A 22,759-nucleotide genomic window follows, 5' to 3' on the forward strand; every position below is an offset into this window, starting at 1 on the left:
CGTGCAGCTTCGCAGGTTATCGGGCGGCACTGACAAAGCAGCGGGCCGACGGGGTGTGTCCCCGTCGGCCCGCTGCGCGACACTCTGAGCGGTCGGCGCCTGGATCAGGCGTCGACCTTCTCCATGACCTCGTCCGAGACGTCGAAGTTGGCGAAGACGTTCTGCACGTCGTCGCTGTCCTCCAGCGCGTCGATCAGCTTGAAGATCTTGCGCGCGCCCTCTTCGTCCAGCTCGACCTGCATGGTCGGCAGGAAGTTGGAGTCGGCCGAGTCGTAGTCGATGCCCGCCTGCTGGAGCGCGGTGCGGACCGCGACCATGTCGGTGGCCTCGCTGATGATCTCGAACTGCTCGCCGAGGTCGTTGACCTCTTCGGCGCCCGCCTCCAGCACCGTCTCCAGGACGTCGTCCTCGGACAGTTCGCCCTTGGGCAGCAGCACGACGCCCTTGCGGTTGAACAGGTACGAGACGGAGCCCGGGTCGGCCATCGAACCGCCGTTGCGGGTCATGGCGACCCGTACGTCGGACGCGGCACGGTTGCGGTTGTCGGTGAGGCACTCGATGAGCACCGCGACGCCGTTCGGGCCGTAGCCTTCGTACATGATCGTCTCGTAGTCGGCGCCGCCGGCCTCGAGGCCGCCGCCGCGCTTGACCGCGGAGTCGATGTTCTTGTTCGGGACCGAGCTCTTCTTGGCCTTCTGGATGGCGTCGAAGAGGGTCGGGTTGCCATCGATGTCGGCGCCGCCCATACGGGCCGCGACCTCGATGTTCTTGATCAGCTTCGCGAAGAGCTTGCCGCGCTTGGCGTCAACCACGGCCTTCTTGTGCTTCGTCGTAGCCCATTTAGAGTGGCCGGACATCTGCCTGTCTCCTTCGCGTCACCAACAATGTTCGCCTCAGATCCTACCGGGACGCCGTTACAGCCCCGCGCGCACCATGTCGACGAAGTACGCGTGGACCCGGTCGTCACCCGTGAGCTCGGGGTGGAACGAGGTGGCGAGGACATTGCCCTGGCGCACGGCGACGGTGTGACCGTCGTACGTGGCGAGCACTTCGGCGGCGCCGCCGACGGACTCGACCCAGGGGGCCCGGATGAAGACGCCCTCGACGGGGCCGCCCTCGATTCCGGCGAAGTCGACCTGCGCCTCGAAGGACTCGTTCTGCCGGCCGAAGGCGTTGCGGCGCACGATCATGTCGATGCCGCCCAGGGTCTCCTGGTCCTCACGGCCGTCCAGCAGCTTGTCGGCGAGCATGATCATGCCGGCGCAGGTGCCGTAGACCGGCATCCCGGCGCGCACCCGCTCGCGCAGCGGCTCCAGCATGCCGAACAGCACGGCGAGCTTCGACATGGTCGTGGACTCGCCGCCGGGGATCACCAGGGCGTCGACCTCGGCGAGCTCCTCGGGACGCCGGACCGGCCTGGCCACGGCGTCAGCCGAGGCCAGGGCGATCAGGTGTTCCCGTACGTCGCCCTGGAGTGCCAGGACACCAACTACGGGGGTGTTCGTCATGAGGTGATTACCAGCCGCGGTTGGCGTAGCGCTCGGACTCGGGGAGGGTGTCGCAGTTGATGCCGACCATGGCCTCGCCCAGGTTGCGGGAGGCGTCCGCGATGATCTTCGGGTCGTCGTAGAAGGTGGTGGCCTTCACGATGGCGGCGGCGCGCTTGGCCGGGTCGCCCGACTTGAAGATGCCGGAGCCGACGAAGACGCCCTCGGCGCCGAGCTGGCGCATCAGCGCGGCGTCGGCGGGGGTGGCGACGCCACCGGCGGAGAACAGCACGACCGGGAGCTTGCCGAGCTCGGCGACTTCCTTGACCAGCTCGTACGGCGCGCGCAGCTCCTTGGCGGCGGCGAACAGCTCGTTGTTGTCGTAGCCGCGCAGGCGGGCGATCTCGTTCTTGATCTGGCGCAGGTGGCGAACGGCCTCGACGACGTTGCCGGTGCCGGCCTCGCCCTTCGAGCGGATCATGGCCGCGCCCTCGGCGATGCGGCGCAGGGCCTCGCCGAGGTTGGTGGCGCCACAGACGAAGGGGGTGGTGTACGCCCACTTGTCGGAGTGGTTGACCTCGTCGGCCGGGGTCAGGACCTCGGACTCGTCGATGTAGTCGACGCCGAGGGACTGGAGCACCTGGGCCTCGACGAAGTGACCGATGCGGGACTTCGCCATGACCGGGATGGAGACGGCCTCGATGATCTCTTCGATCATGTTCGGGTCGGACATCCGGGCCACGCCGCCGTCCTTGCGGATGTCGGCGGGAACCCGCTCCAGGGCCATGACGGCCACGGCGCCGGCGTCCTCGGCGATCTTCGCCTGCTCGGCGTTGACCACATCCATGATCACGCCGCCCTTGAGCTGCTCGGCCATGCCGCGCTTGACGCGGGAGGTGCCGATCGCCGACTCGGCGGACTGCGGGGTGGAGGGAAGCGTGCTCACGGATTGACCTCACTCGAAAGGAAGATTCAGGCGCTACTGGCGATCGCCAGGGCGATCTGGTCGTACGACCTGGTGGTACTGGACCGAGGAAACCTTCTCGACCAGTCCACCGCAAGGGCCAATGTGCAGCCGGTGGCTCCTTGGGATTTGGCCATTGGGTACAAGTTACGGCCGCTCGGCCAGATCCACCGGAGGCTCGTCGTCCATCTCGAAGGCCAGCGGGAAGGGCGCGTGGCCCGCCAGCCGGAACCAGCGGACCTTGCGGTGCCGGCGCAGGGCGCGGGCCGCGCGGACCGCGTCGTTGAGGAACCGGCGTGCCATCGGCACCCGGCGGACCGCGGCCGCCAGCTCCTCCGCGGCCTCCGCGCCGCCCGGTGCGGCCTTGAGCGCGTCGACCTGCTCCACGTCGGCGAAGACGGCGCGCAGGGCCTGGCTGAGCTCGCTCTCGGCGACCTCGCGGTGCTCCTCCTCCGCTTGGCGGGCGGCATGCGCGGCCTCGTACAGGACGAGGGAGGAGGCGGGGTCGAGCACCCCGGAGGTCGCGACCTCCAGCACCACGGACGCCCGGCGGACGAGCTGTGCGTCGAGGGCGGCGCGGGCGGCGTCCATCCGGGAGTGCAGCCGGTCGAGGCGGCCGGCCGTCCAACTGAGGTAAACCCCGACGAGGCCGAGGCCGAGGGCAATCCACACAAGGGTTTCGATCACGGGCCGCGACTCTACCTTTCGACGCGGAGCTCGCACCGCTCAGCGCTGACGCGCTTCCCGGGCTTCGCCCCGCTGCACCGGACTCCGTCCGGTGGTGGCCGGACGGTGTTTCCGCCACCGCCGCCTGGTGTGGGGCCCGGTGGGCGGGTGCGGCTGGGTCGGCCCTGCGGGGCGGAGTTCCCCTACCCGCCCTTCCACCGTTCCCCGGGCGCCGCCCGGACCCCCTGGGGCTCCGCCCCGGACCCCCGCGCCTCAAACGCCGGCGAGGCTGAAATTGCCCTGCGGGCAGTCCAGCCCCGACCAGGCAAGAGCCAGCCCCTCCGGCGTTTGAGGAGCGGGGGTCCGGGAGCAGGCCCCGGAACGGCGCCGTACGCGGCAACGGGTCCGGGGCGGAGCCCCGGGGAACGGGCGAAGGGCGGGTAGGGGAACTCCGCCCCGCGCAGCGGCCCCGCCCGGGCCGGAGAGCCGGACCGGGGCAGCAATCCGGGCAGGGCGGAGCCGGAGCGCGGGCCCGGCCCGGGGTCCGGGCAGGGTCCGGGCGGGGCCGGAGGGGCTAGGTGTCGCGGGAGAGGCCCAGGCGGGTGCGGAGGGGGACTCGTTCGTCCTCCGCGACCGCCGCCGCGCCGTCGGTCACCGTTTCGTAGACGGCCAGGATGTCCGCCGCCACCGTGGACCAGTCGAAGCGGCGTACGTGGGCCGAGCCGCGCGCGCTCAGTTCCTCGCGGCGGGCGGGGTCGCGCAGGAGGGCGATCGCCGATGCCGCCAGGGAGTCGGGGTCCTCGTTGGAGAAGAGGGCCCCGGCCGCCCCCTGGTCGAGGACCTGCGCGAAGGCGTCGAGGTCGGCGGCCAGGACGGCCGCCCCGGCCGAGAGCGCCTCGACGAGGATGATGCCGAAGCTCTCGCCGCCCGTGTTCGGGGCCACGTACAGGTCGACGCTGCGCAGCAGCCGCGCCTTGTCCTCGTCGGAGACCATGCCGAGGAACTCGACCCGGGAGCGGAGTTCGGCGGGCAGGGAGGCGACCGCCTCCTCCTCGTCGCCGCGGCCCGCCACCAGGAGGCGTACGTCCGGGCATGCCGCCACGATCGCCGGGAAGGCCGCCATGAGGACGGGCAGGCCCTTGCGGGGTTCGTCGATGCGGCCGATGAAGCCGAGGGTCTGGCCGGACCAGGCCGGATTCGGTTCGGCCTTGGCGAAGAAGTCCACGTCCACGCCGTTGGGGATGACCACCGCGTCCCCGCCCAGGTGCTCGACCAGCGTGCGTCGCGCGTACTCGCTCACAGCGATCCGGGCGCTGATCTTCTCGAGCGCCGGCTGCAGGATCGGGTACGCCGCGAGCATCGCCCGGGAGCGCGGGTTGGAGGTGTGGAAGGTGGCCACGATCGGGCCCTGCGCCGCCCAGCAGGTCAGCAGGCCCAGCGAGGGGGCGGTCGGCTCGTGGATGTGGACCACGTCGAAGACCCCGTCGTGCAGCCAGCGCCTCACGCGGGCGGCCGACAGGAAGCCGAAGTTGAGGCGGGCCACCGACCCGTTGTACGGCACCGGCACCGCCCGGCCCGCCGAGACCACGTAGGGGGGCAGGCCGGTCTCGTCGTCCGACGGGGCCAGAACCGACACCTCGTGGCCGAGGCCGATCAGGTGTTCCGCCAGGTCCCGGATGTGGAACTGGACCCCGCCGGGGACGTCCCAGGAGTACGGGCAGACGATGCCGATCTTCACGCGGAGTGCTCCTCGGGCCGGCCGTCGCGGCCGCTGGTGTCCAGATCGTCCAGCCACAGCCGCTGGAGCATGTGCCAGTCCTGCGGGTGTTCGGCGATGCCCTGCGCGAAGGCGTCGGCGACCGCCTGCGTCATGACGGCCGTCTTCTCCTGGCGGGTGCCCTTCTCGGGCACCTCCACCGGGGAGTGGATCCGCCCGTACAGCTTCGGCGCGTCCCCGTAGTACAGGGTCGCCGGGAGCAGGACGGCGCCCGTCTGCTGGGCGAGCAGCGCCGGGCCGGCCGGCATGCGGGCCGCGGAGCCGAAGAAGTCCACTTCCACCCCGGAGGCCGACAGGTCCCGGTCCGCGACCAGGCAGACGAGCCCGCCGGAGCGCAGACGTCGCGCGAGCGTGCCGAAGGCGGCGCCGCCGTTGTGCGGGAGCACCTCCATGCCCAGGCTCTCGCGGTAGGCGACGAAGCGGTCGTAGAGGGTCTCGGGCTTGAGCCGTTCGGCGACGGTGGTGAAGGGGACTCCGATGTGGGTGACGGCCCAGGCGCCGGCGAGGTCCCAGTTGGCGAGGTGCGGGAGGGCGACGACCACTCCGCGCCCGGAGGCCAGGGCCTCGCGCAGGATGTGGTCGTCCTTCATCTCGACGTCGGTGCTGAATCGTTCCTTGGCCATGGTCGGCAGCCGGAAGGACTCCATCCAGTACCTCATGTAGGAGCGCATTCCCGCGTGCGACAGCTCGCGCAGCCGCTCGGGCGTGGCGTCCGGCACCACCCGTGCCAGGTTCGACTCCAGACGCAGCACGCTCTTGCCGCGCCGCTTCCAGACGAAGTCCGCGATCCGCCGGCCGAGGGCTCCCGCGGCCGGCTCGGGGAGCTTCTTGACCCCGGCCCAGCCGAGCCCGTACAGCCCGTCGACCAGCTTGTCCTGTGCCTTGCCCATCAGGGCGTACCGCCTTCGGAGGGGGCTCCCGCGGCGGCAGCGGCGGCATCGGCCTCCGCGGATTCGCGCCGTACGGTCACCACGCGCTGGATCAGGGTCACGAGCGAGCCCGCCGCGACCACCCAGAGCGCGATGGGCAGCAGCAGGCCGATCCACGAGGCGACGCCGAAGGTCTCCAGCCCGGACAGACCGGCCGCGACCAGCGTGATCACCAGGCGTTCGGCGCGTTCGATGAGCCCGTTGACGGCCACCGGCAGCCCGATCGACTCGCCGCGGGCCTTGGTGTACGAGACCACCTGGCCGCTGGCCAGGCAGAAGATGGCGACGGCGCAGAGCGCGTTGTTGTTCCCGGAACCCGCGTACCAGAGCGCGAGTCCGCCGAAGATCGCCGCGTCCGCCACCCGGTCGAGGGTGGAGTCGAGGAACGCGCCCCACCGGCTCGAGACGCCGGCCTGGCGGGCCATGTTCCCGTCCACCAGGTCGGAGAAGACGAAGAGCGTGATGGTGATCGTGCCCCAGAAGAACTCGCCCATGGGGAAGAAGACCAGGGCTCCGGCCACCACTCCGGCCGTGCCGATGAGGGTGACCGCGTCGGGACTCACTCCCATCCGGAGCAGAAGAGCGGCGAATGGCGTGAGAACACGCGTGAAGAATGCACGCGCGTACTTGTTCAGCATGGCCTTCCCGGAGGGTCGCTGGGCCGCACGGCCACCACGGCCACCGGCTGGCCCATCGTAGCCAGGGCCCCGGGCCATCGGCGCCGCGCACCCACCGGTTCACACGACGCGGGCCGTTCTCGGGCCGTTCGCCACGTTCCGGGCGCCCTGCCCGGGCAGGTTTCCGGGCACGTTTCCGGACACCTTCTCCTCGGCGCGCCTCCCGCGCCCCTCCCCCGTGCCTCCCGCGGCACCTCTCGTACGACGTATGGACGCCGTGTGACGGCAGTGCAAAGCTCGAAGGAGGAATTTCCCCCTCCATCCCCTCCAATCGGGAGGCACGAGCATCGTGGGAGCCTCATCACACCAATCCGGAGCCGCCGGAAGAGCACCGACGGCCGACCACCCCGCCTCCGTACGGAACGTCGTGCTGGTCGGCCACAGCGGATCCGGCAAGACCACCCTGGTCGAGGCCCTGGCCCTGACCGCCGGCGCCGTGAACCGGGCCGGGCGCGTCGAGGACGGCGCCACCGTCTCCGACTACGACGAGATCGAGCACCGCCGCCAGCGCTCCGTCCAGCTCTCCCTGGTCCCCGTCGAGTGGGCCGGAATCAAGATCAACATCCTGGACACCCCCGGTTACGCCGACTTCGTCGGAGAGCTCCGGGCCGGGCTGCGCGCCGCCGACGCGGCCCTGTTCGTGGTCTCGGCCGCCGAGGACGGCGACGGGCTCTCCGGGGCCACCCGGATGGTCTGGGACGAATGCGCCGCCGTCGGCATGCCCCGCGCCATCGTCGTGACCCACCTGGAAGCCGCCCGCGCCGACTACGCGCAGATGACCACGGTGTGCGGCGACGCCTTCGGCGCGGACGACCCCGATGCGGTGCGCCCGCTCTACCTGCCCCTGCACGGCCCCGTCGCCCCCGACGGCCACGCCCCGGTGGCCGGACTGCTCGGACTGCTCTCCCAGCGCGTCTACGACTACACCTCCGGCGACCGCGTCGAACGCGACCCGGATCCCGGCGAGCTCGCCCTCATCACCGAGGCCCGTGCCCGGCTGATCGAGGGGATCATCGCCGAGAGCGAGGACGAGACCCTCATGGACCGCTACCTCGGCGGCGAGGAGATCGACCTCAAGACCCTGATCGACGACCTGGAGCGGGCCGTCGCCCGCGGCACCTTCCACCCCGTCCTGATGGCCGCCCCCGCCGCCGACGGCGCCCGCAAGGGCCTGGGCACCGTAGAACTCCTCGAACTGATCACCGGCGGCTTCCCCACCCCGCTGGAGCGCGCGCCCGTCGGCGTCACCACCCCCGACGGCGCGGCCCGCCCCGCGGTCACCTGCGATCCCGGCGGACGGCTCGTCGCCGAGGTGGTGAAGACCTCCTCCGACCCCTACGTCGGCCGCGTCTCGCTCGTCCGCGTCTTCTCCGGCACCCTGCGCCCCGACGAGACGGTCCACGTCAGCGGGCACGGGCTCACGGACCGCGGCCACGAGGACCGTGACCTCCACGAGGCGGACGAGCGCGTCGGCGCCCTGACCTCCCCCTTCGGCAAACAGCAGCGCCCCCTCACCCACTGCGTCGCCGGCGATCTGGCCTGCGTGGCCAAACTCACCCGCGCCGAGACCGGCGACACCCTCTCCGCCAAGGACGACCCCCTCCTGATGGAGCCCTGGTCGATGCCCGACCCGCTGCTCCCCCTCGCCATCGAGGCCCACAGCAAGGCCGACGAGGACAAGCTCTCCCAGGGCCTGGCCCGGCTGGTCGCCGAGGACCCGACCATGCGGCTCGAACAGAACCCGCACACCCACCAGCTCGTCCTGTGGTGCCTCGGCGAGGCCCATCAGGACCTCGCCCTCGAACGGCTGCGCACCCGGTACGGGGTCCAGGTGGACCCGGTCCCGCACAAGGTCAGCCTCCGCGAGACCTTCGGCGCCAAGGCCGGCGGCCGGGGGCGGCACGTGAAACAGTCCGGCGGCCACGGCCAGTTCGCCATCTGCGAGATCGAGGTCGAGCCGCTGCCGCCGGGCAGCGGCATCGAGTTCGTCGACAAGGTCGTCGGCGGAGCGGTTCCGCGCCAGTTCATCCCGTCCGTGGAGAAGGGCGTCCGGGCGCAGGCCGCCCGGGGGCTCTCGGCCGGCCACCCGCTGGTCGACGTACGCATCACCCTGCTCGACGGCAAGGCCCACTCGGTGGACTCCTCCGACGCCGCCTTCCAGACCGCGGGCGCCCTCGCCCTGCGCGAAGCCGCCGCCTCCGGAGCCTGCGTCCAGCTCCTCGAACCGGTCGCCGAGCTCGCCGTTCTCGTTCCCGACGAGTACGTCGGCCCCGTCATGAACGACCTCGCCGGCCGCCGGGGCCGCGTCGTGGGCACCGACGCGGCGGGCACCGGGCGCACCCGGGTCCTCGCCGAGATCCCCGAGATCGAGATCGGCCGGTACGCCGTCGAGCTGCGCTCCGTATCGCACGGCACGGGGCTGTTCAGCCGTACGTACGCCCGGCACGAGCCGATGCCCCCACAGCTAGCGGACAAGCTGCGCGAACAGTCAGAGAAGGGAAGCCAACTGACATAGCGTCACTGCTGCCGCCCATCCAACCCGGTTGCGGTGGGCGGCATTTACCTGTCCCATCACCATGGGGAGGAATCGGCCGATAGGCTCGTCCGCGCGTGAGTCGGGCAGACCGAACGGGTAGACCGAGCAGGTAGACCCGGCAGGTGGACCGGGCGGGCGGTAGCGCGGGCAGGCCCGCACACGAGGTACACGAGTACGACGCACAGCGATGGGGGCAGCGGTGGCGGACGACGGATTCGACTTCAGGCCCGGGGCACAGATCCCGCTCCAGGGCGGCGGCGGCCAGACCGCCGCGACCAACGCCCTCGCCTCCGCCGCCTATCGGGACGGCGGACGCGACACCAAGCTGGAAGAGATACTCAAGGCCAACAACGAGTACCACGAGTCCGTGGTCAAACCCGCCAAGGTGTCCCTGCTCGCCCCCAACCTCGGCGAGGCCTTCTGCCGCGCGGTCGAGGCCCGCACGATCCCGCCCACCCGCAAGCCCCTCATCCAGTCCTTCGGCGCCGACCCGCAGACCGTCGTCGAGCACTGTCTGGCCGCCTCCCGCATCCGCAAGGAGCGGGACCGCAAGCTCCGCCTGATCATGCTCGCCTGCGGGGTCGTGTTCCTCCCCGGCCTGCTGCTGTGGCTCGGCCTGTTCTGGGCCCGCAAGGCCCTGGCGGGCTCCAACGCCAAGGGGGCCTCCTGGATGGGCACGGCGCTCCTCGTCGGCGTGGGCCTGGTGGTCGCCGTCCTGATGTTCCGGCTCCCGGCAACCGGCTTCCTGGGCCTCTACGTCCGCGCCATGGTCATCGCCCCGGTCGCCGGCTGGTTCCTCGCCCGCCGGCTCTGCCAGGCCACCGCCGAGGACCTGCGCTCCCGCTGGGACGGGCTCCTCGCGGGCGGCGGCGGGGTGGCCGCCAAGATCCCGGAGGCCGTCCCGGGCAACCCCGACGAGAAGGCCCGCGAGGACCTGCGCCACTCCCTGGCCAAGCTCACGGCGGAGGACCGCAGCAACGCCGTCTTCTACGCGGGCCCCAAGGGCATACTCGGCATGGGCACGCGCTGGGGCAGCTGGCAGATGGCCGAGGAGCTCGTGCCCAGGAACGAGGGCTCCGAGATCCACCCGTTCCGCAGCTGGGACGTCATACGCGCGATCGACACCCAGCTGCGCAAGCTGGAGCGCGGCCCCCTGCACACCGGCGGCCTCCCGCCCGCGTCGATCACGCACTGGATCGTCACACCGGTCGGCGAAGGCGCCAAGGAAGTGACCCGCCCCAGCGGCGCGGACGTGGACACCTTCCTGGTGAAGCCGCACGAGATCACCCGGATCTGCAACGAGCAGCAGTTCAGCGCCGGCAACCGGCACTACCTCGGCATCCAGTACCCGCTCTGGGACGGCCAGCTCGTGATCACCATGCTGGTCACGGTCACCGTGCTCTACAAGACCCTGCGCGTGGAGGTCACCGGGCACGCGCTCGGCCCGGTGCACGGCCTGTTCACCACCAAATCGGCGGCGCCGGTGGACGAGGTCGCCAAATCCGTGCGCTTCTGGGAAACCGTGGAGCTCAAGCGGCCGGTGGTCGACACGAGCGAGGTCGTACGCCTCGCCGTGCGGGCGCCCTTCACCTGGTACCCGCCGCTCCTGGACTTCCTGGGCGGCAAGCTCGTCCTCCCGGAGCCCTTCGGCGTCCGCCACGTCTGGGCCGGCCAGCCGTGGCGCCACCGCTTCATGGCGGACGACGCGATGCGCGCCGCGACCCCGGTCCTGCGGGCGGTGCACACCGCCGCGATGCGGGTCCTGGAGGAGAACGGGGTCGACACCGAACGCTTCACCAACCGCTCGATGATCGTCAGCGGTATGGTCCAGGACGCCGCACCGCGCAAGGCGGACGTCTACGACGCGTGAGGTCGCGCGGACATCCGCCCCGGCCGTCCCTAGTCGGAGGGCCAGGCGTCCGCGAGCATCTGGCGGGTGTCCGCGAGGAGTTGGGGCAGGACCTTGGTGTGGCCCACGACCGGCATGAAGTTCGTGTCCCCGCCCCAGCGGGGCACGATGTGCTGGTGCAGGTGCGCGGCGATGCCGGCGCCGGCGGCCTGGCCCTGGTTCATGCCGATGTTGAACCCGTGCGCACCGGAGGCCTTGCGCAGCGCGACCATCGCCCGCTTCGTGAGGTCGGCGAGTTCCAGGGTCTCGGCGGCGTCCAGGTCCGTGTAATCGGCGACGTGCCGGTACGGCACGACCATCAGGTGGCCGCCGTTGTACGGGTAGAGGTTCAGCACGGCGTAGACGTGCCTGCCCCGGGCCACGACCAGTCCGTCCTGGTCCGACATCTCCGGAATCCCGCAGAAGGGACAGCCGTCCCCGGCCTCCGGCCCGGTCGGCTTGTTCTCCCCCTGGATGTAGGCCATCCGGTGGGGCGTCCACAGACGCTGGAACGCGTCCTGCGTGCCCACACCGATCTGCTGCTCCGGCTCAATCGTCATGGGATGCAGCATATGACCTTGGCCCCGAGCGGCGTGTCGCCGGGGCGAACACCGGTGTGCGGGAAGCGATGCTGGCCCCATGAACCATGCACCCGAGTCCGGTGATCAGGCCTGGGAACGCCGGACCGAGCTGCCCCTGTTCTACGCCTCCCTGATCTTCCTGGGCTCCTACGCGACCTCCGTGCTGGCCTACCGGGCCCACCCCCTGTGGCGGGACATCAGCCTCGTCGTGGTCGCACTGACCTGGGTCTGCTTCATCGTGGACTACCTGGCCCGGCTGTACCTGAGCGGCATGCGGCCGCTGCGCTTCGTCCGCGTGCACTGGCTGGACACCCTGATCGTGATGCTGCCGCTGCTGCGGCCGCTGCGCATGGTCAAGGTCCACAACGCGATCCAGGCCCGGCAGAAGCGCCCGCGCCAGGGGCTGTACGCGCGGGTGATGTCGTACGCCGGCCTGTCGGCCGGGCTGATGGGGTTCGCCGGCGCCCTCGGGGTCTACCACTTCGAGCGCCGGGCCCCGAACGGCACGATCCACACCTTCGGGGACGCCGTGTGGTGGGTGTGCGAGACGCTGACCACGGTGGGCTACGGGGACATGGCGCCGGTCACCCCGGTGGGCCGGATCATCGCGGCGTTCATGATGGCCGGCGGCCTGGCGCTGCTGGGCGCGGTGACGGGCTCCTTCTCCTCCTGGATGCTCCAGGTGTTCCGCCGCCAGGACGAGGAGGAGCCCCCGCGGACCTGAGGTCCCCGGGGGCTCCGGGCCGTCACACAGCGGTCACGGCAGCCACATCCGTCACACCTGGACGCGGCGCTCCACGACGTCCACGAGCTTGGCCAGCGCCTGGTCGCGCGGGACGCCGTTCTCCTGCGAACCGTCGCGGTAGCGGAAGGAGACGGTGCCCGCGGCCATGTCCTCGTCACCGACGATGATCATGAAGGGGACCTTCAGCTTCTGCTGGTTGCGGATCTTCTTCTGCATCCGGTCGGAGGAGGCGTCCACCTCGACGCGCAGGCCCTTCTTCTTCGCCTCGGCGGCGAACTCCTGCAGGTACTCGATGTGCGAGTCGCCGATCGGGATGCCGACCGCCTGGACCGGGGCGAGCCACGGCGGCATGACGCCCGCGTAGTGCTCCAGCAGCACGGCGAAGAACCGCTCGATGGAACCGAACAGCGCACGGTGGATCATGACCGGCCGCTGCTTGGTGCCGTCGGGGCCGGTGTACTCCAGGTTGAAGCGCTCCGGCAGGTTGAAGTCGAGCTGCACGGTCGACATCTGCCAGGTGCGGCCGATGGCGTCACGGCACTGCACGGAGATCTTGGGGCCGTAGAACGCGGCGCCGCCCGGGTCCGGGACCAGGGGCAGACCCTGCTTCTCGGCGACCTGCTGGAGGGTGGCGGTGGCCTCCTCCCAGATCTCGTCCGAGCCGACGAACTTCTCCGGGTCCTTGGTGGAGAGCTCCAGGTAGAAGTCGGTCAGGCCGTAGTCGCGGAGCAGGTTCAGCACGAAGGTCAGCGTGCGGTCGAGCTCCTCCGCCATCTGCTCCTTGGTGCAGTAGATGTGCGCGTCGTCCTGGGTGAAACCGCGCGAGCGGGTCAGGCCGTGCACGACGCCGGACTTCTCGTACCGGTACACGGTGCCGAACTCGAAGAGACGCAGCGGCAGTTCACGGTAGGAGCGGCCGCGCGCGTCGAAGATCAGGTTGTGCATCGGGCAGTTCATGGGCTTGAGGTAGTAGTCGGTACCACCGTCGAGCTGCATGGGGGGGTACATGCCCTCCGCGTACCAGTCCAGGTGGCCGCTCTTCTCGAAGAGGGTGCCCTTGGTGGCGTGCGGGGTGTAGACGAACTCGTAGCCCTCTTCCTCGTGCCGCTTGCGCGAGTAGTCCTCCATGGTGCGGCGGATGACGCCGCCGCGCGGGTGGAAGACGGCCAGGCCGGAGCCGATCTCGTCCTGTACGGAGAACAGGTCGAGCTCGGTGCCGAGCTTGCGGTGGTCGCGCTTCTCGGCCTCCACGAGGAAGTCGAGGTGGGCCTTCAGCTCCTCCTTCGAGGGCCACGCGGTGCCGTAGATGCGCTGGAGCATCGGGTTCTTCTCGCTGCCGCGCCAGTAGGCGGCGGCGTTGCGCATCAGCTTGAACGCCGGGATGTTGCGGGTGGTCGGCAGGTGGGGGCCCCGGCAGAGGTCCTTCCAGCACAGGTCGCCGGTCTTGGCGTCGAAGTTGTCGTAGATGGTCAGCTCGCCGCCGCCCACCTCGACGTTCGCGCCGTCGTCGGTCGACGCGGAACCCTTGATGCCGATGAGCTCCAGCTTGTACGGCTCGTTCGCCAGCTCCTCGCGGGCCGCCTCGTCGGTGACGACGCGGCGGGCGAAGCGCTGGCCGCGCTTCTGGATCTCCTGCATCTTCTTCTCGATGGCCTTGAGGTCATCGGGAGTGAAGGGCTTCGCGACGTCGAAGTCGTAGTAGAAGCCGTCGCGGACCGGCGGGCCGATGCCCAGCTTGGCCTCGGGGAACAGCTCCTGCACGGCCTGCGCCATGACGTGCGCGGTGGAGTGGCGCAGGATGTCGAGGCCGTCGGGAGAGGAGATCTCCACGGGCTCGACGGTCTCGCCGTCCCTCACCTCGTACGCGAGGTCCTTCAGCTCGCCCGCGATGCGCGCGGCGACGATGGTGCGCTCGCCGGCGAAGAGCTCCGCCGCCGTAGTGCCCGTGGCCACCACGCGCTCGTCCCGCTCGGAATCGCGTTGGATGATCACACGGACGTCTGACACCGGTCTGCTCCTGACTCAGGGGGTGCGCGAGCGGATCACTGCGCGTCTGAATCGTACCGAGCGGATGGGCCGAGCCGCTAAACGGTTACCGCCCGGGCCGGTGGGAACCGCCGCCGCCGACGGCCTCGTCCCAGGATGCACAAGATCGTCAGTGAGCGCAGAGGAGCATGTGATGACCGGCACGGCTACCCGTTACCTCTACCTGGTGCGGCACGGCGAGGCGGCCTCGGAGGAGAGCGGGCTGACGGAAGGCGGCCGCAGGCAGGCCGAGCTGCTCGGCCGACGCCTGCGCGACATACCCCTCGCGGCGGTTCACCACGGCCCGCTGCCCCGGGCGGAGGAGACCGCGCGCCTGATCGGCGAGCAGCTGAAGGACGTCCCCCTGCACGTCTCGGACGTCGCGGGCGACTACGTCCCCTACGAGCCGCCGCGGGAGGAGCTTCCGGCGGAGTCCGCGGACCTCTTCCTCCGCTTCCTCGCCACCGCCTCCGACGAGGAGCGGGAGCAGGGACCGGCGCTGGCCCGGCGGGCCCTGGACCTGTTCACCGGACCCGTGGACGGTGGGGAGGACCGGCACGAGCTGGTCGTCACCCACAACTTCCTGGTCGCGTGGCTCGTCCGGGACGCCATGGACGCGCCGCCGTGGCGCTGGCTCGGCCTCAACCACGCCAACGCCGCCCTCACGGTCATCCGCTACGCGCCCGGGCGGCCCGCCTCCGTCCTCCTCCTCAACGACATGCGGCACCTGCCGCCCGAGCTGTGCTGGACCGGCTTTCCCCCCGAGCTGCACGTCTAGGCCGGCTTCCCGGGGGCCGGCTTCTTTAGTCGTCAGTCGTCTTCTTCAGTCGTCCGACGGCAGTGCGTCCCCCGCGTCGAGGGACTCGTCCAGGGACTTCATCAGCCGGTCCCTCTCGACCTCGTCCAGCGGGACCGGGCGGACGTCCGCGGCGTCCGTCAGGCGGCGGAAGCCGCCCCGCCGCTGCAAGCGCCCGCTGACCCGGATCGGCAGTCCCACCAGGTGCGCGTGGCCCGCCACCCGGTACGACTCCTCGTCGAGCACGACCCGGACGTACGGGATCTCCGCCCCGGCGAGGACCCGCAGCCGGACCGTGCCCCCGCCGCCCGGGGCGGACCTCCGCATCCGGACCACCGCTCCCGCCACCCGGACCGCCACCGCCGGCTCGTCCCTCGTGTACCGCGCGGCCGCCTCCCGGAGCACCGGCAGGTCGCCGGGCGAGAACTCCACCGGCTCGGGCCGGGCCGCACATCCCGCCGGGACCCCGGCCGCCGGGGCCCACGCGAGGGCCACCCGGGCCCCCTCCGAGCCGTGGACCAGCGAGATCAGCGCCTCGGCCAGCTCCCGGCTGACCCCGGCCTCGACCGCCGCGTCGAAGGCTTCCATGCCACCGGTGGCCCGCCGGTAGTCCACCGCCTCGCGGGCGGCGTGCAGCGCGTGGTGCAGCCGGGTCACGGTGCCGCGGCCCCCGTCGACGGGAACGTAGGCGGTCAGCCGCCGACCGCCCGGGGCCGGCCCGACCAGGACCCCGTCCAGCGCCCGCTCCGCCTGGCCGCGGTGGCGGGCTCCGTAGTACCCGGCCCGTGCCCGGTCGGCCAGCGCCCCGGCGAGGAGCAGCTGGCGGGCGGCCGAGCGGAGCTGCTCCTGGACGGTCCAGTCGGCCTCGCCCTGGAGTCCGTAGGCCCCGCGCGGGATCTCGCGCTCCCAGCGGATCTCGTCGCTCGGCACGCTGAGCCCGTAGAGCACCTCGCGCGCCGACGGCAGCCCGCTGCGCGAGAGCGCCGTGAGCGCCTCTTCGAGCAGGTCGGCGCAGTCGGGGAAGGCCCGGCTCTCGGGGACGAGGAGGCTGGTGCCGCCGCTGCCCATGCCGTACGGGGCGGGCGGCGTCCAGCGCCCGTACCGTCCGGCGGCGCCGCCGCGGCGCAGCCAGCCGTGCCGGTGGAGCAGGGCGCCGAGCACGAGCGGATCGACGTGCGCGGGATCGGGGGCGCCCGCCGCGAACTCCGGTGAGGAGAGCGGCTCCAGGTGCGGTGACTGCCAGTTCATCAAGGTGTCCCTCCCGACCCGACCCGGGTCATGATCTCGCAGAGCGCCCGGTCGTCGAAGATCCGCGTGGTCGGGATCCGTACGGTGGTCCGGCGCCGGCCGGTCACGGGGTGTCCGGCGAGATTGGTCCAGTAGCAGCAGTGCCGCAGGTCGAGCCGGTCGTGTCCGGCGCTCAGCCATTGGTCGCGTTCCCGCGGGACGAGCATCACGACGAGGATCTTGTGCACGGCGACCGGACTGCGGGCCAGCTTCACCAGGTGCTCGTTGTCGAGGGTGAAGCCGAAGGTGGGCCCGGGCGGTCCGGCCGGTATCTGGTAGGTCGCCTTGAGCTGGACCTTGATGGTCACCTCGTCGTCGATGACGTGCTCGGGGGCGCCGTGGCTGACGTGCCAGTCGATGCCGTTGTCGGGAAAGGGCTGGGACAGCGAGCAGCCCGCCGCGGCGACGACGGCGTGCAGGTATCCCACCTGGAGGGTTTCCATGCAGGCGGTGGTGGCGAGCGTGCCGCGCAGCGGTCCGCTCCGCGGGTCGGTCCGCGGATCGATCTGCCCCGCGAGCACCCCGCCCGGTTCGGGCTGCGCGAGCGCCATGGCCGGCTCCCCATGCCTTCCGGGCTGTCCCCGTCGAAGCGGCCGCGTGGGGCCGCGTCAGGTGCGTGTCAGGGTGTCGGGGTTGACGACCGGTCATGTGTGCGGTCCCCCAGTTGAGTTGTCTCCGCAGTCGGCGTCCCGCAAACGGCGTACGGGGCAAAGAGCCCGGGTATCACCGTTTCGGGCAAGGGTGGCGGGCCTGGGGCGCGGTGCCCGGGTGGGGCCATCTGCCGACGGGTGACGAGGAGTTCGCCATGACACGCTGGTACGAGGGCCCGCTGGCCGCATTCGACACGGAGACGACCGGGGTGGACGTGGAGCGCGATCGGATCGTGTCCGCCGCGCTCATCGTCCAGGAGTGCGCGGGCGGCCGGATCCGCTCGACGCGATGGCTGGTCAATCCCGGCATCCCGGTACCCCCGGGGGCCACGGAAGTGCACGGTCTGACCGATGACCACCTCCAGCGCAACGGCCGGTGGCCGGCGCCGGTGGTGGAGGAGATAGCCCGCGCTCTCGGGGAGCAGCAGGTGGCGGGGAGGCCGGTGGTGGTGATGAACGCGCCGTTCGATCTGACCCTGCTGGACCGGGAGTTGCGCCGCCACCGGGCGTCCTCGCTGGCCCGCTACCTGGACAACCGCCCGCTGACGGTGCTGGATCCGCGGGTGCTCGACAAGCATCTGGACCGCTACCGCAAGGGGCGCCGGACGCTCACGGACCTGTGCGCGCACTACGGGATAGAGCTGGAGGGTGCCCATGACGCGGGCGCGGACGCGCTGGCGTCCCTGGAGCTCGTACGGGCCGTGGGCCGCCGGTTCGCGGCCCGTTTGGAGCGGCTGTCGCCGGCGGAGCTGCACACGCTCCAGCAGGTGTGGCACGCGGCGCAGGCGCGGGGACTCCAGGCGTGGTTCGCGCGGCAGGGCACACCGGAGTCGGTGGATCCGCACTGGCCGCTGCGGCCGGAGCTGCCCGCGGCGGCGTGAGGGGGCCCGTACGGCACGAGTCGGTGCGGCAAGGGCCCTTACATGCGGAAGGCCGGTCCGTCATCAGACGGACCGGCCTGTCCCGGTGGGCGATACTGGGATCGAACCAGTGACCCCTTCGGTGTGAACGAAGTGCTCTCCCGCTGAGCTAATCGCCCGGGAACGGTGTGAACAATACAGAAGGCCCGGGGCTGGTTCAAACCGCTTCCGGCCGGGCCGCCAAATGTGCGGCGAGCCCGCGCCGTCCGGCCCGCATCATCAGCCTGTGGTTGAGCCGGAACACCGGCCGCCCGGGGAAGGCGAGCAGGCGCATCAGGGGGCGGCGCACCTCGACCTCCTGCTCGTACAGCGCCCGCGTGCCGCCGGTCCGCGCCCGTACGGTCCACCGCGCCCAGCCCTCCAGATCACCGAGCAGGGCGACCTCCAGGACGCCGCCCGCGGGGTCCCGCAGGAGTTCGGCCGCGCCCACGTGCAGGGTGTACGGGAGGACGGAGCGGATGGCGGCGGTGCCGCCGCTCCCGTCGCCGGCGGGGGCCACGGCGCGGATCTGGGGCCACCACAGGGGGTAGGACTCGGGGGTTTCCAGGGCGGCGTAGACGCGGGCGGGCGCGGCGTCGAGGTCCCACACGCTGCGGAAGCGGTAACGGGTCCACCGCCCACCGGGGTTGGCGGGGGCGGCCCGGTCGCCGGGCCCGCCGTCACGGGCGCCGCCGGACGCGGCGCCCTGGCTGCTTCGGTCCATGTCTCCAGTCTTGCGCGCGGCGGGCGCGCGCACCGGGTACTCAGCCGGAACTCATCCGGAGATGAGTACGCGCACCCATGTCCTGACGGGGTGACGGGCGCCACACTCCGAACCATGGAAAACCCCCTGCCACCGGCCGAGGAGCTCGTGCTCATCGACCGCGAACTGATCCAACTCGACGCCCGGCGCCACTTCCTGCTGAACCGCCGTGCCTGGCTGCTGGGCGCCCAGGCCCCCCACGCGTGGGGGGCGACGGTCCGGCCGGCCGCGCCCGCGCAGGGCGCGGAGGCCTCGGGTCCCGGTGCGCAGAACGTGCTGCTGGTCCTGGGCGCGGTGCTGCTGGCGGTGGCGGCCCTGGCGTTCACGCTGGTCAGCTGGGGCTCCCTGGGGATCGCCGGGCGCAGTGCGGTGCTCGGCGTGGTGACGGCGGCGGCGCTGGGCGCCCCGGTGGCGCTGCTGCGCCGGGGGCTGCGCTCGACGGCCGAGGCGGTGGCCGCGGTGGGTCTGCTGCTGACGGTGCTCGACGCGTACGCGCTGTACGCCGTCGGCATGCCGGAGGTGGACGGCCTGGCGTACGCGGCGGCCGCGGCGGCGGTGCTGGCGGCGGTGTGGGCGGGGTACGGGGGCTGCCTGCCCGCGCTGCGGGTCCCGGTCCCGGCGGCGCTGCTGACGGCGCAGCTCCCGCTGCCGCTGGCGGCACTGGCCGCCGGGGCGGGCGGGCTGGACATGGCCTGGGCCCTGCTGGGCACCGCGGCGCTGGACGCCGGGCTGGCGCTGCTGCGGCCCGGGCGGTGTTCCCGCTGGGCGGGGGCGGCCGGCTCGGTGATGGGCGGGATCGCGCTGCTGACGGCCCTGGCGCAGTCCCTGGACGCCGGGTCGACGGGCTCGGCCCTGGCTCCCTCGGTGCGGCTGGCGGCGGTGGCCGTGCTCGCGCTGGTGGTGGCCTGGCGCGCCCCGGGCCCGCGGGCCGCCTTCGCGGCGGCCGGCGCCTTCGCGGCGGTGGCCGCGCTGGGCGGACCGTTCCGGCCGGAGCTGAGCCCGTCTTGGGCGGCCGTCGTGTACCTCGCGGTGGCCCTGCCCCTGCTGGGCGCCCTACGGGTCTCCGCGCTCCCGGAGCCGGTCCGGCGCGGCCTCGCCCTGACCGGTGCGGGGGTCGCCGTCGTACAGGCGGCGCTGAGCGCGGCGTGGGTGGCGACGGTGCTGCTGGGCCGGCTGCGGGTGCTGGAGGAGGTCTGGTCGGTGACCACGCCCGCTCCGGTGGCCGCCGAGGGCTCGGGGTCCGCACCGCTGGTGGTCCTGCTGCTGACGGCCGGGGCCGCGTGGTGGCTGGTCCGGGTGCTCCCGGGACGCACGGAGCCGGGGGTGGCCGCGGTGGTCCTGGGCTGGGCGGCGCTGTTCACGGCCCCCGTGGTGCTCGACGCGGCCCCGGGCGCGGTCTTCGCGGCCCAGCTCGCGGTGACGCTGGCGGCGGGAACGCTCGCGCTGCGGTCCGCGGCGGGGGCCGGCGCACCGGCGAAGGCGGCCGACGGCGGCCCGGCCGGGACCGCGCCCGTCGGCGACGGCGTCCCCGCGGGCTCCGGACCCGCGGCGGTCACGGCGGCCACGGCGCTCGCCCTCCGCGGCCTCGCGGGGATCGCGGCGGGCGCGTGCGCCCTCGCGGGGGCCCTGAGCGTGTCCGTGGCGGCCCTTGACGGCCGGCTGGCCACCTTCGCGGTGTTCGGCCTGCTGGGGGCCGCGTGCGCGGCGGGAGCGGCGTACCGGCCCGCCCCGGTGTGGGCCCGCGCGGGCGCGGCGGCCCTCTCCGTCGGCTACGCGGCGCTGCTCGCGGTGGCCCTGGGCGCCCTGCTGGAGTGGCCGGTGGCCTGGTGGGCGCCGGCGGTGCTGGTGGTCCCGGCTGCCGTGGCGGCGCTCGGCCCGCGGCTGGGCCCCGTACGGGTCGCGGCGGAGGTCGCGGCGGCCGCGGCGGGTCTGCTCGCGGTGGCCCTGGCCGCCGGGGACGCTCCGGTGCTCGCGCTGGTCCTGGCCCTGGCCGGGGTGGTGTGCGCGGCGGCGGCGGTACGGCCCGAGCGCCGGGCGGCGGCGGGCTGGCCGGCCGGGGCCCTGTTCCTGGCGGCGACCTGGGTACGGCTCGCGGCGTCGGAGGTGACGGTGCCCGAGGCGTACACCCTGCCGGTGACGGCGGCGGCGCTGGCCGTGGGCTTCCTGCGGCGGCGGCGTGACCCGCTGGCCGGGTCCTGGACGGCGTACGGTCCGGGGCTGGCGGCGACCCTGCTGCCGAGCACCCTCGCGGTGTGGGGCGATCCGCACTGGCTGCGGCCGCTGCTGCTGGGGACGGCCGCGCTCGGGGTGACCCTGGCCGGTGCCCGCGGCCGGCTCCGGGCGCCGCTGCTGCTGGGCGGGGCGACGCTGGCGGCGGTGGCGCTGCACGAGCTGACCCCGTACGTCGTCCAGGTGGTGGACGCGCTGCCGCGCTGGCTGCCGCCGGCCCTGGCGGGGGTGCTGCTGCTGGTGGTGGGGGCCACCTACGAGAAGCGGCTGCGCGACGCCCGCCGGCTGCGGGAGGCGATCGGGCGGCTGAAGTAGCCCGCCCTCGGACCCGGCCACCGGACCGGCCATCGAACCGGCCACCGGACCGGGCCCTCCGACCCCGTCGTCCGACCTGCCTCCGGCCCTGGCGTCCGTACCCCGGCGCCAGGGCCGTACGGGTGCCGGCCGTGGGCCGTACGAGGGAAAACGCCAGAGGCCCGGAGACTGTGAAAGTCTCCGGGCCTCTGGTCCGGGTGGGCGATACTGGGTTCGAACCAGTGACCCCTTCGGTGTGAACGAAGTGCTCTCCCACTGAGCTAATCGCCCGGACGCACCGCAAACATTACCGCATGTCAGCGGTGCTCTCCGCCATGGGCGGGCGGGCTCACTCCACCTTGTCGCCCCAAGGCAGCGAGAACCCGTGCGTCCACAGGTAGACGCCGATGGCGATGCCCGCGATCGCGAGCCCGACGCTGGTCAGGATGATGTTGCGGCGGCGGACCTTCGGGTCCAGCGCCTTCTGCGTGGCCTCGCTGACCTTGCGCTTGGTCCAGCGCAGCGCGAAGTGGGCCCAGGCGAATTCGGTCGCCCAGATCGCGAGGCCCGCGAAGATCGCCACCCAGCCCGGGCCGGGCAGCACGAGCATGGCGACGCCGGCGCCGATGACGGCGAGGCCGACGATGAAGACGCCGACCTGCCAGCTCAGGTGCAGACCCCGGCGGGCCTTGATGAAGGCCGGCGCCTTGGAGACGTGCGGCGCCTCCTCGGCGGTGGGTTCGGCATCGGCATCGGCCTCGACCGCTGCGGATTCGACTGCGGATTCGGCTGCGGACTCGTTGGTCTCGCGGTCACTCCCCGTGTTCATGGGGTCGAATCTACCGGAGGTCCCAGCACACGTGAATGGTCGTTTGGATCCGCCGTTCGAGGGACCCAGAGGTCCGCAAAACGGTCAGAGGGGTTTACAACGGCACCGTAGGTGGCATGTCGATTTCGCCGACGTGCGAATCCCCGAGCGCACACTGAGCGAAAGGCCCTGGCGCTTATGAACACCACGGTCAGCTGCGAGCTGCACCTGCGCCTCGTTGTGTCGAGCGAGTCCTCACTGCCTGTTCCCGCGGGCCTGCGGTATGACACGGCCGATCCCTACGCCGTGCACGCCACCTTCCACACCGGCGCCGAGGAGACGGTCGAATGGGTATTCGCCCGCGACCTCCTCGCCGAGGGTCTTCACCGGCCCACCGGTACCGGCGACGTCCGTGTCTGGCCGTCCCGCAGTCACGGTCAGGGGGTCGTCTGCATCGCCCTGAGCTCACCGGAGGGAGAAGCGCTGCTCGAAGCACCCGCCCGAGCACTGGAGTCGTTCCTCAAGCGGACGGACGCCGCGGTTCCACCCGGAACCGAACACCGGCACTTCGACCTCGACAAGGAGCTCTCCCACATCCTGGCCGAATCCTGAGCCAGGCCTACAGAGGGAACCCTCCCCCGGCTGAGTCCGGGGGCCGTACGACACCGTCCGACTCGGGGCGACGGTGCACGGCGGACAACCACATACGGAAGTGCCGGCGCTGTTCACGCGGAAGCCACCCGCGTGGACGGCGCCGG

The 22,759-nt window shown here is 72.3% G+C and carries 20 protein-coding genes and 2 tRNA genes; 7 read left to right on the plus strand and 15 right to left on the minus strand.

All coding sequences use genetic code 11. The features are described 5' to 3' along the window. Window positions 1–104 precede the first annotated feature (104 nt). From ACFYYB_RS24430 to pgsA, 7 genes are all read right to left on the minus strand, one after another. Window positions 105–857, minus strand: a complete 753-nt coding sequence (locus ACFYYB_RS24430; RefSeq protein WP_243334244.1) for a YebC/PmpR family DNA-binding transcriptional regulator — start codon at window positions 855–857, stop codon at window positions 105–107. A 57-nt stretch (window positions 858–914) separates the two neighbouring features. Further along, window positions 915–1,508 (minus strand): pyridoxal 5'-phosphate synthase glutaminase subunit PdxT, encoded by a 594-nt coding sequence (gene pdxT, locus ACFYYB_RS24435; protein ID WP_327307676.1) that lies wholly within the window; start codon window positions 1,506–1,508, stop codon window positions 915–917. A 7-nt stretch (window positions 1,509–1,515) separates the two neighbouring features. Continuing rightward, window positions 1,516–2,433, minus strand: a complete 918-nt coding sequence (pdxS, locus tag ACFYYB_RS24440) for a pyridoxal 5'-phosphate synthase lyase subunit PdxS (protein WP_112446777.1) — start codon at window positions 2,431–2,433, stop codon at window positions 1,516–1,518. A gap of 165 nt (window positions 2,434–2,598) precedes the next feature. Beyond that, entirely contained in the window at window positions 2,599–3,138 is a 540-nt protein-coding gene (locus ACFYYB_RS24445; RefSeq protein ID WP_327307675.1) for a hypothetical protein, read from the minus strand. A 553-nt stretch (window positions 3,139–3,691) separates the two neighbouring features. Beyond that, a complete protein-coding gene (locus tag ACFYYB_RS24450; protein ID WP_389437392.1) occupies window positions 3,692–4,855 on the minus strand; it encodes a glycosyltransferase family 4 protein in 1,164 nt (387 codons plus the stop codon). Continuing rightward, window positions 4,852–5,784, minus strand: coding sequence for a phosphatidylinositol mannoside acyltransferase (locus ACFYYB_RS24455; RefSeq protein ID WP_389437393.1), 933 nt, complete (start codon window positions 5,782–5,784; stop codon window positions 4,852–4,854). The genes ACFYYB_RS24450 and ACFYYB_RS24455 overlap by 4 nt, the downstream gene beginning before the upstream one ends. Beyond that, complete coding sequence (gene pgsA / locus ACFYYB_RS24460) at window positions 5,784–6,461, minus strand: phosphatidylinositol phosphate synthase (RefSeq protein WP_389437394.1); 678 nt, start codon at window positions 6,459–6,461, stop codon at window positions 5,784–5,786. Before pgsA ends, ACFYYB_RS24455 begins: the two co-directional genes overlap by 1 nt. 328 nt (window positions 6,462–6,789) lie before the next feature. Here pgsA and ACFYYB_RS24465 point away from each other — a divergent pair, with 328 nt between their 5' ends. Further along, a complete protein-coding gene (locus ACFYYB_RS24465) occupies window positions 6,790–9,015 on the plus strand; it encodes an elongation factor G-like protein EF-G2 (protein WP_389437395.1) in 2,226 nt (741 codons plus the stop codon). A gap of 220 nt (window positions 9,016–9,235) precedes the next feature. After that, the gene (locus tag ACFYYB_RS24470; protein WP_389437396.1) at window positions 9,236–10,906 is read left to right on the plus strand and encodes a hypothetical protein; all 1,671 of its coding nucleotides are present in this window, start codon (window positions 9,236–9,238) and stop codon (window positions 10,904–10,906) included. Window positions 10,907–10,935: 29 nt separating this feature from the next. Here the strand turns inward: ACFYYB_RS24470 and ACFYYB_RS24475 are convergent, their stop codons facing one another. Next, a complete protein-coding gene (locus ACFYYB_RS24475) occupies window positions 10,936–11,496 on the minus strand; it encodes an HIT domain-containing protein (protein WP_327307669.1) in 561 nt (186 codons plus the stop codon). A gap of 67 nt (window positions 11,497–11,563) precedes the next feature. Between ACFYYB_RS24475 and ACFYYB_RS24480 the strand changes: the two genes are divergently transcribed. Next, window positions 11,564–12,229: a potassium channel family protein gene (locus ACFYYB_RS24480; RefSeq protein ID WP_389437397.1), complete on the plus strand. Its 666-nt coding sequence runs from the start codon at window positions 11,564–11,566 to the stop codon at window positions 12,227–12,229. 51 nt (window positions 12,230–12,280) lie between these two features. On the opposite strand, the gene thrS is transcribed toward ACFYYB_RS24480, so the two are convergent. Further along, window positions 12,281–14,257 (minus strand): threonine--tRNA ligase, encoded by a 1,977-nt coding sequence (thrS, locus tag ACFYYB_RS24485; RefSeq protein WP_389437398.1) that lies wholly within the window; start codon window positions 14,255–14,257, stop codon window positions 12,281–12,283. A gap of 172 nt (window positions 14,258–14,429) precedes the next feature. Between thrS and ACFYYB_RS24490 the strand changes: the two genes are divergently transcribed. Next, window positions 14,430–15,053, plus strand: a complete 624-nt coding sequence (locus ACFYYB_RS24490) for a histidine phosphatase family protein (protein WP_389437399.1) — start codon at window positions 14,430–14,432, stop codon at window positions 15,051–15,053. A 45-nt stretch (window positions 15,054–15,098) separates the two neighbouring features. On the opposite strand, the gene ACFYYB_RS24495 is transcribed toward ACFYYB_RS24490, so the two are convergent. Together ACFYYB_RS24495 and ACFYYB_RS24500 are read right to left on the minus strand one after the other, a co-directional pair. Then, window positions 15,099–16,319, minus strand: a complete 1,221-nt coding sequence (locus ACFYYB_RS24495) for a hypothetical protein (RefSeq protein ID WP_389437400.1) — start codon at window positions 16,317–16,319, stop codon at window positions 15,099–15,101. Continuing rightward, window positions 16,319–16,909 carry a DUF4365 domain-containing protein gene (locus ACFYYB_RS24500; RefSeq protein ID WP_389437401.1) on the minus strand — a complete coding sequence of 197 codons (591 nt, stop codon included), beginning with the start codon at window positions 16,907–16,909 and terminating at the stop codon, window positions 16,319–16,321. Before ACFYYB_RS24500 ends, ACFYYB_RS24495 begins: the two co-directional genes overlap by 1 nt. Before the next feature lie 254 nt (window positions 16,910–17,163). On the opposite strand from ACFYYB_RS24500, the gene ACFYYB_RS24505 reads away from it, so the two are divergent. After that, the gene (locus ACFYYB_RS24505) at window positions 17,164–17,889 is read left to right on the plus strand and encodes a 3'-5' exonuclease (RefSeq protein WP_327307664.1); all 726 of its coding nucleotides are present in this window, start codon (window positions 17,164–17,166) and stop codon (window positions 17,887–17,889) included. Between the two features lie 86 nt (window positions 17,890–17,975). Here the strand turns inward: ACFYYB_RS24505 and ACFYYB_RS24510 are convergent. After that, window positions 17,976–18,047, minus strand: a tRNA-Val gene (locus ACFYYB_RS24510). 38 nt (window positions 18,048–18,085) lie between these two features. Then, the gene (locus ACFYYB_RS24515; RefSeq protein ID WP_389437402.1) at window positions 18,086–18,631 is read right to left on the minus strand and encodes an SRPBCC family protein; all 546 of its coding nucleotides are present in this window, start codon (window positions 18,629–18,631) and stop codon (window positions 18,086–18,088) included. 114 nt (window positions 18,632–18,745) lie between these two features. Between ACFYYB_RS24515 and ACFYYB_RS24520 the strand changes: the two genes are divergently transcribed. After that, complete coding sequence (locus ACFYYB_RS24520; protein WP_389437403.1) at window positions 18,746–21,214, plus strand: SCO7613 C-terminal domain-containing membrane protein; 2,469 nt, start codon at window positions 18,746–18,748, stop codon at window positions 21,212–21,214. 198 nt (window positions 21,215–21,412) lie between these two features. On the opposite strand, the gene ACFYYB_RS24525 is transcribed toward ACFYYB_RS24520, so the two are convergent. Further along, window positions 21,413–21,484 (minus strand) — tRNA-Val (locus tag ACFYYB_RS24525). A 58-nt stretch (window positions 21,485–21,542) separates the two neighbouring features. Then, entirely contained in the window at window positions 21,543–22,022 is a 480-nt protein-coding gene (locus ACFYYB_RS24530; protein WP_389437404.1) for a TIGR02611 family protein, read from the minus strand. A 177-nt stretch (window positions 22,023–22,199) separates the two neighbouring features. Here ACFYYB_RS24530 and ACFYYB_RS24535 point away from each other — a divergent pair, with 177 nt between their 5' ends. Then, window positions 22,200–22,613, plus strand: coding sequence for an SsgA family sporulation/cell division regulator (locus ACFYYB_RS24535; RefSeq protein ID WP_030011909.1), 414 nt, complete (start codon window positions 22,200–22,202; stop codon window positions 22,611–22,613). The last annotated feature ends 146 nt before the right edge of the window (window positions 22,614–22,759 follow it).

The sequence above is a fragment of the Streptomyces sp. NPDC002886 genome (genome assembly GCF_042888445.1).
GTDB lineage: Bacteria > Actinomycetota > Actinomycetes > Streptomycetales > Streptomycetaceae > Streptomyces.

What these genes read in the sequence shown, in the direction of transcription:
- ACFYYB_RS24430 (WP_243334244.1), bottom strand. Translation starts at nt 857, where the DNA reads ATGTCCGGCCACTCTAAATGGGCTACGACGAAGCACAAGAAGGCCGTG.
- pdxT (WP_327307676.1), bottom strand. Translation starts at nt 1,508, where the DNA reads ATGACGAACACCCCCGTAGTTGGTGTCCTGGCACTCCAGGGCGACGTA.
- ACFYYB_RS24455 (WP_389437393.1), bottom strand. Translation starts at nt 5,784, where the DNA reads ATGGGCAAGGCACAGGACAAGCTGGTCGACGGGCTGTACGGGCTCGGC.
- pgsA (WP_389437394.1), bottom strand. Translation starts at nt 6,461, where the DNA reads ATGCTGAACAAGTACGCGCGTGCATTCTTCACGCGTGTTCTCACGCCA.
- ACFYYB_RS24475 (WP_327307669.1), bottom strand. Translation starts at nt 11,496, where the DNA reads ATGCTGCATCCCATGACGATTGAGCCGGAGCAGCAGATCGGTGTGGGC.
- ACFYYB_RS24480 (WP_389437397.1), top strand. Translation starts at nt 11,564, where the DNA reads ATGAACCATGCACCCGAGTCCGGTGATCAGGCCTGGGAACGCCGGACC.
- ACFYYB_RS24490 (WP_389437399.1), top strand. Translation starts at nt 14,430, where the DNA reads ATGACCGGCACGGCTACCCGTTACCTCTACCTGGTGCGGCACGGCGAG.
- ACFYYB_RS24495 (WP_389437400.1), bottom strand. Translation starts at nt 16,319, where the DNA reads ATGAACTGGCAGTCACCGCACCTGGAGCCGCTCTCCTCACCGGAGTTC.
- ACFYYB_RS24500 (WP_389437401.1), bottom strand. Translation starts at nt 16,909, where the DNA reads ATGGCGCTCGCGCAGCCCGAACCGGGCGGGGTGCTCGCGGGGCAGATC.
- ACFYYB_RS24505 (WP_327307664.1), top strand. Translation starts at nt 17,164, where the DNA reads ATGACACGCTGGTACGAGGGCCCGCTGGCCGCATTCGACACGGAGACG.
- ACFYYB_RS24515 (WP_389437402.1), bottom strand. Translation starts at nt 18,631, where the DNA reads ATGGACCGAAGCAGCCAGGGCGCCGCGTCCGGCGGCGCCCGTGACGGC.
- ACFYYB_RS24520 (WP_389437403.1), top strand. Translation starts at nt 18,746, where the DNA reads ATGGAAAACCCCCTGCCACCGGCCGAGGAGCTCGTGCTCATCGACCGC.
- ACFYYB_RS24530 (WP_389437404.1), bottom strand. Translation starts at nt 22,022, where the DNA reads ATGAACACGGGGAGTGACCGCGAGACCAACGAGTCCGCAGCCGAATCC.
- ACFYYB_RS24535 (WP_030011909.1), top strand. Translation starts at nt 22,200, where the DNA reads ATGAACACCACGGTCAGCTGCGAGCTGCACCTGCGCCTCGTTGTGTCG.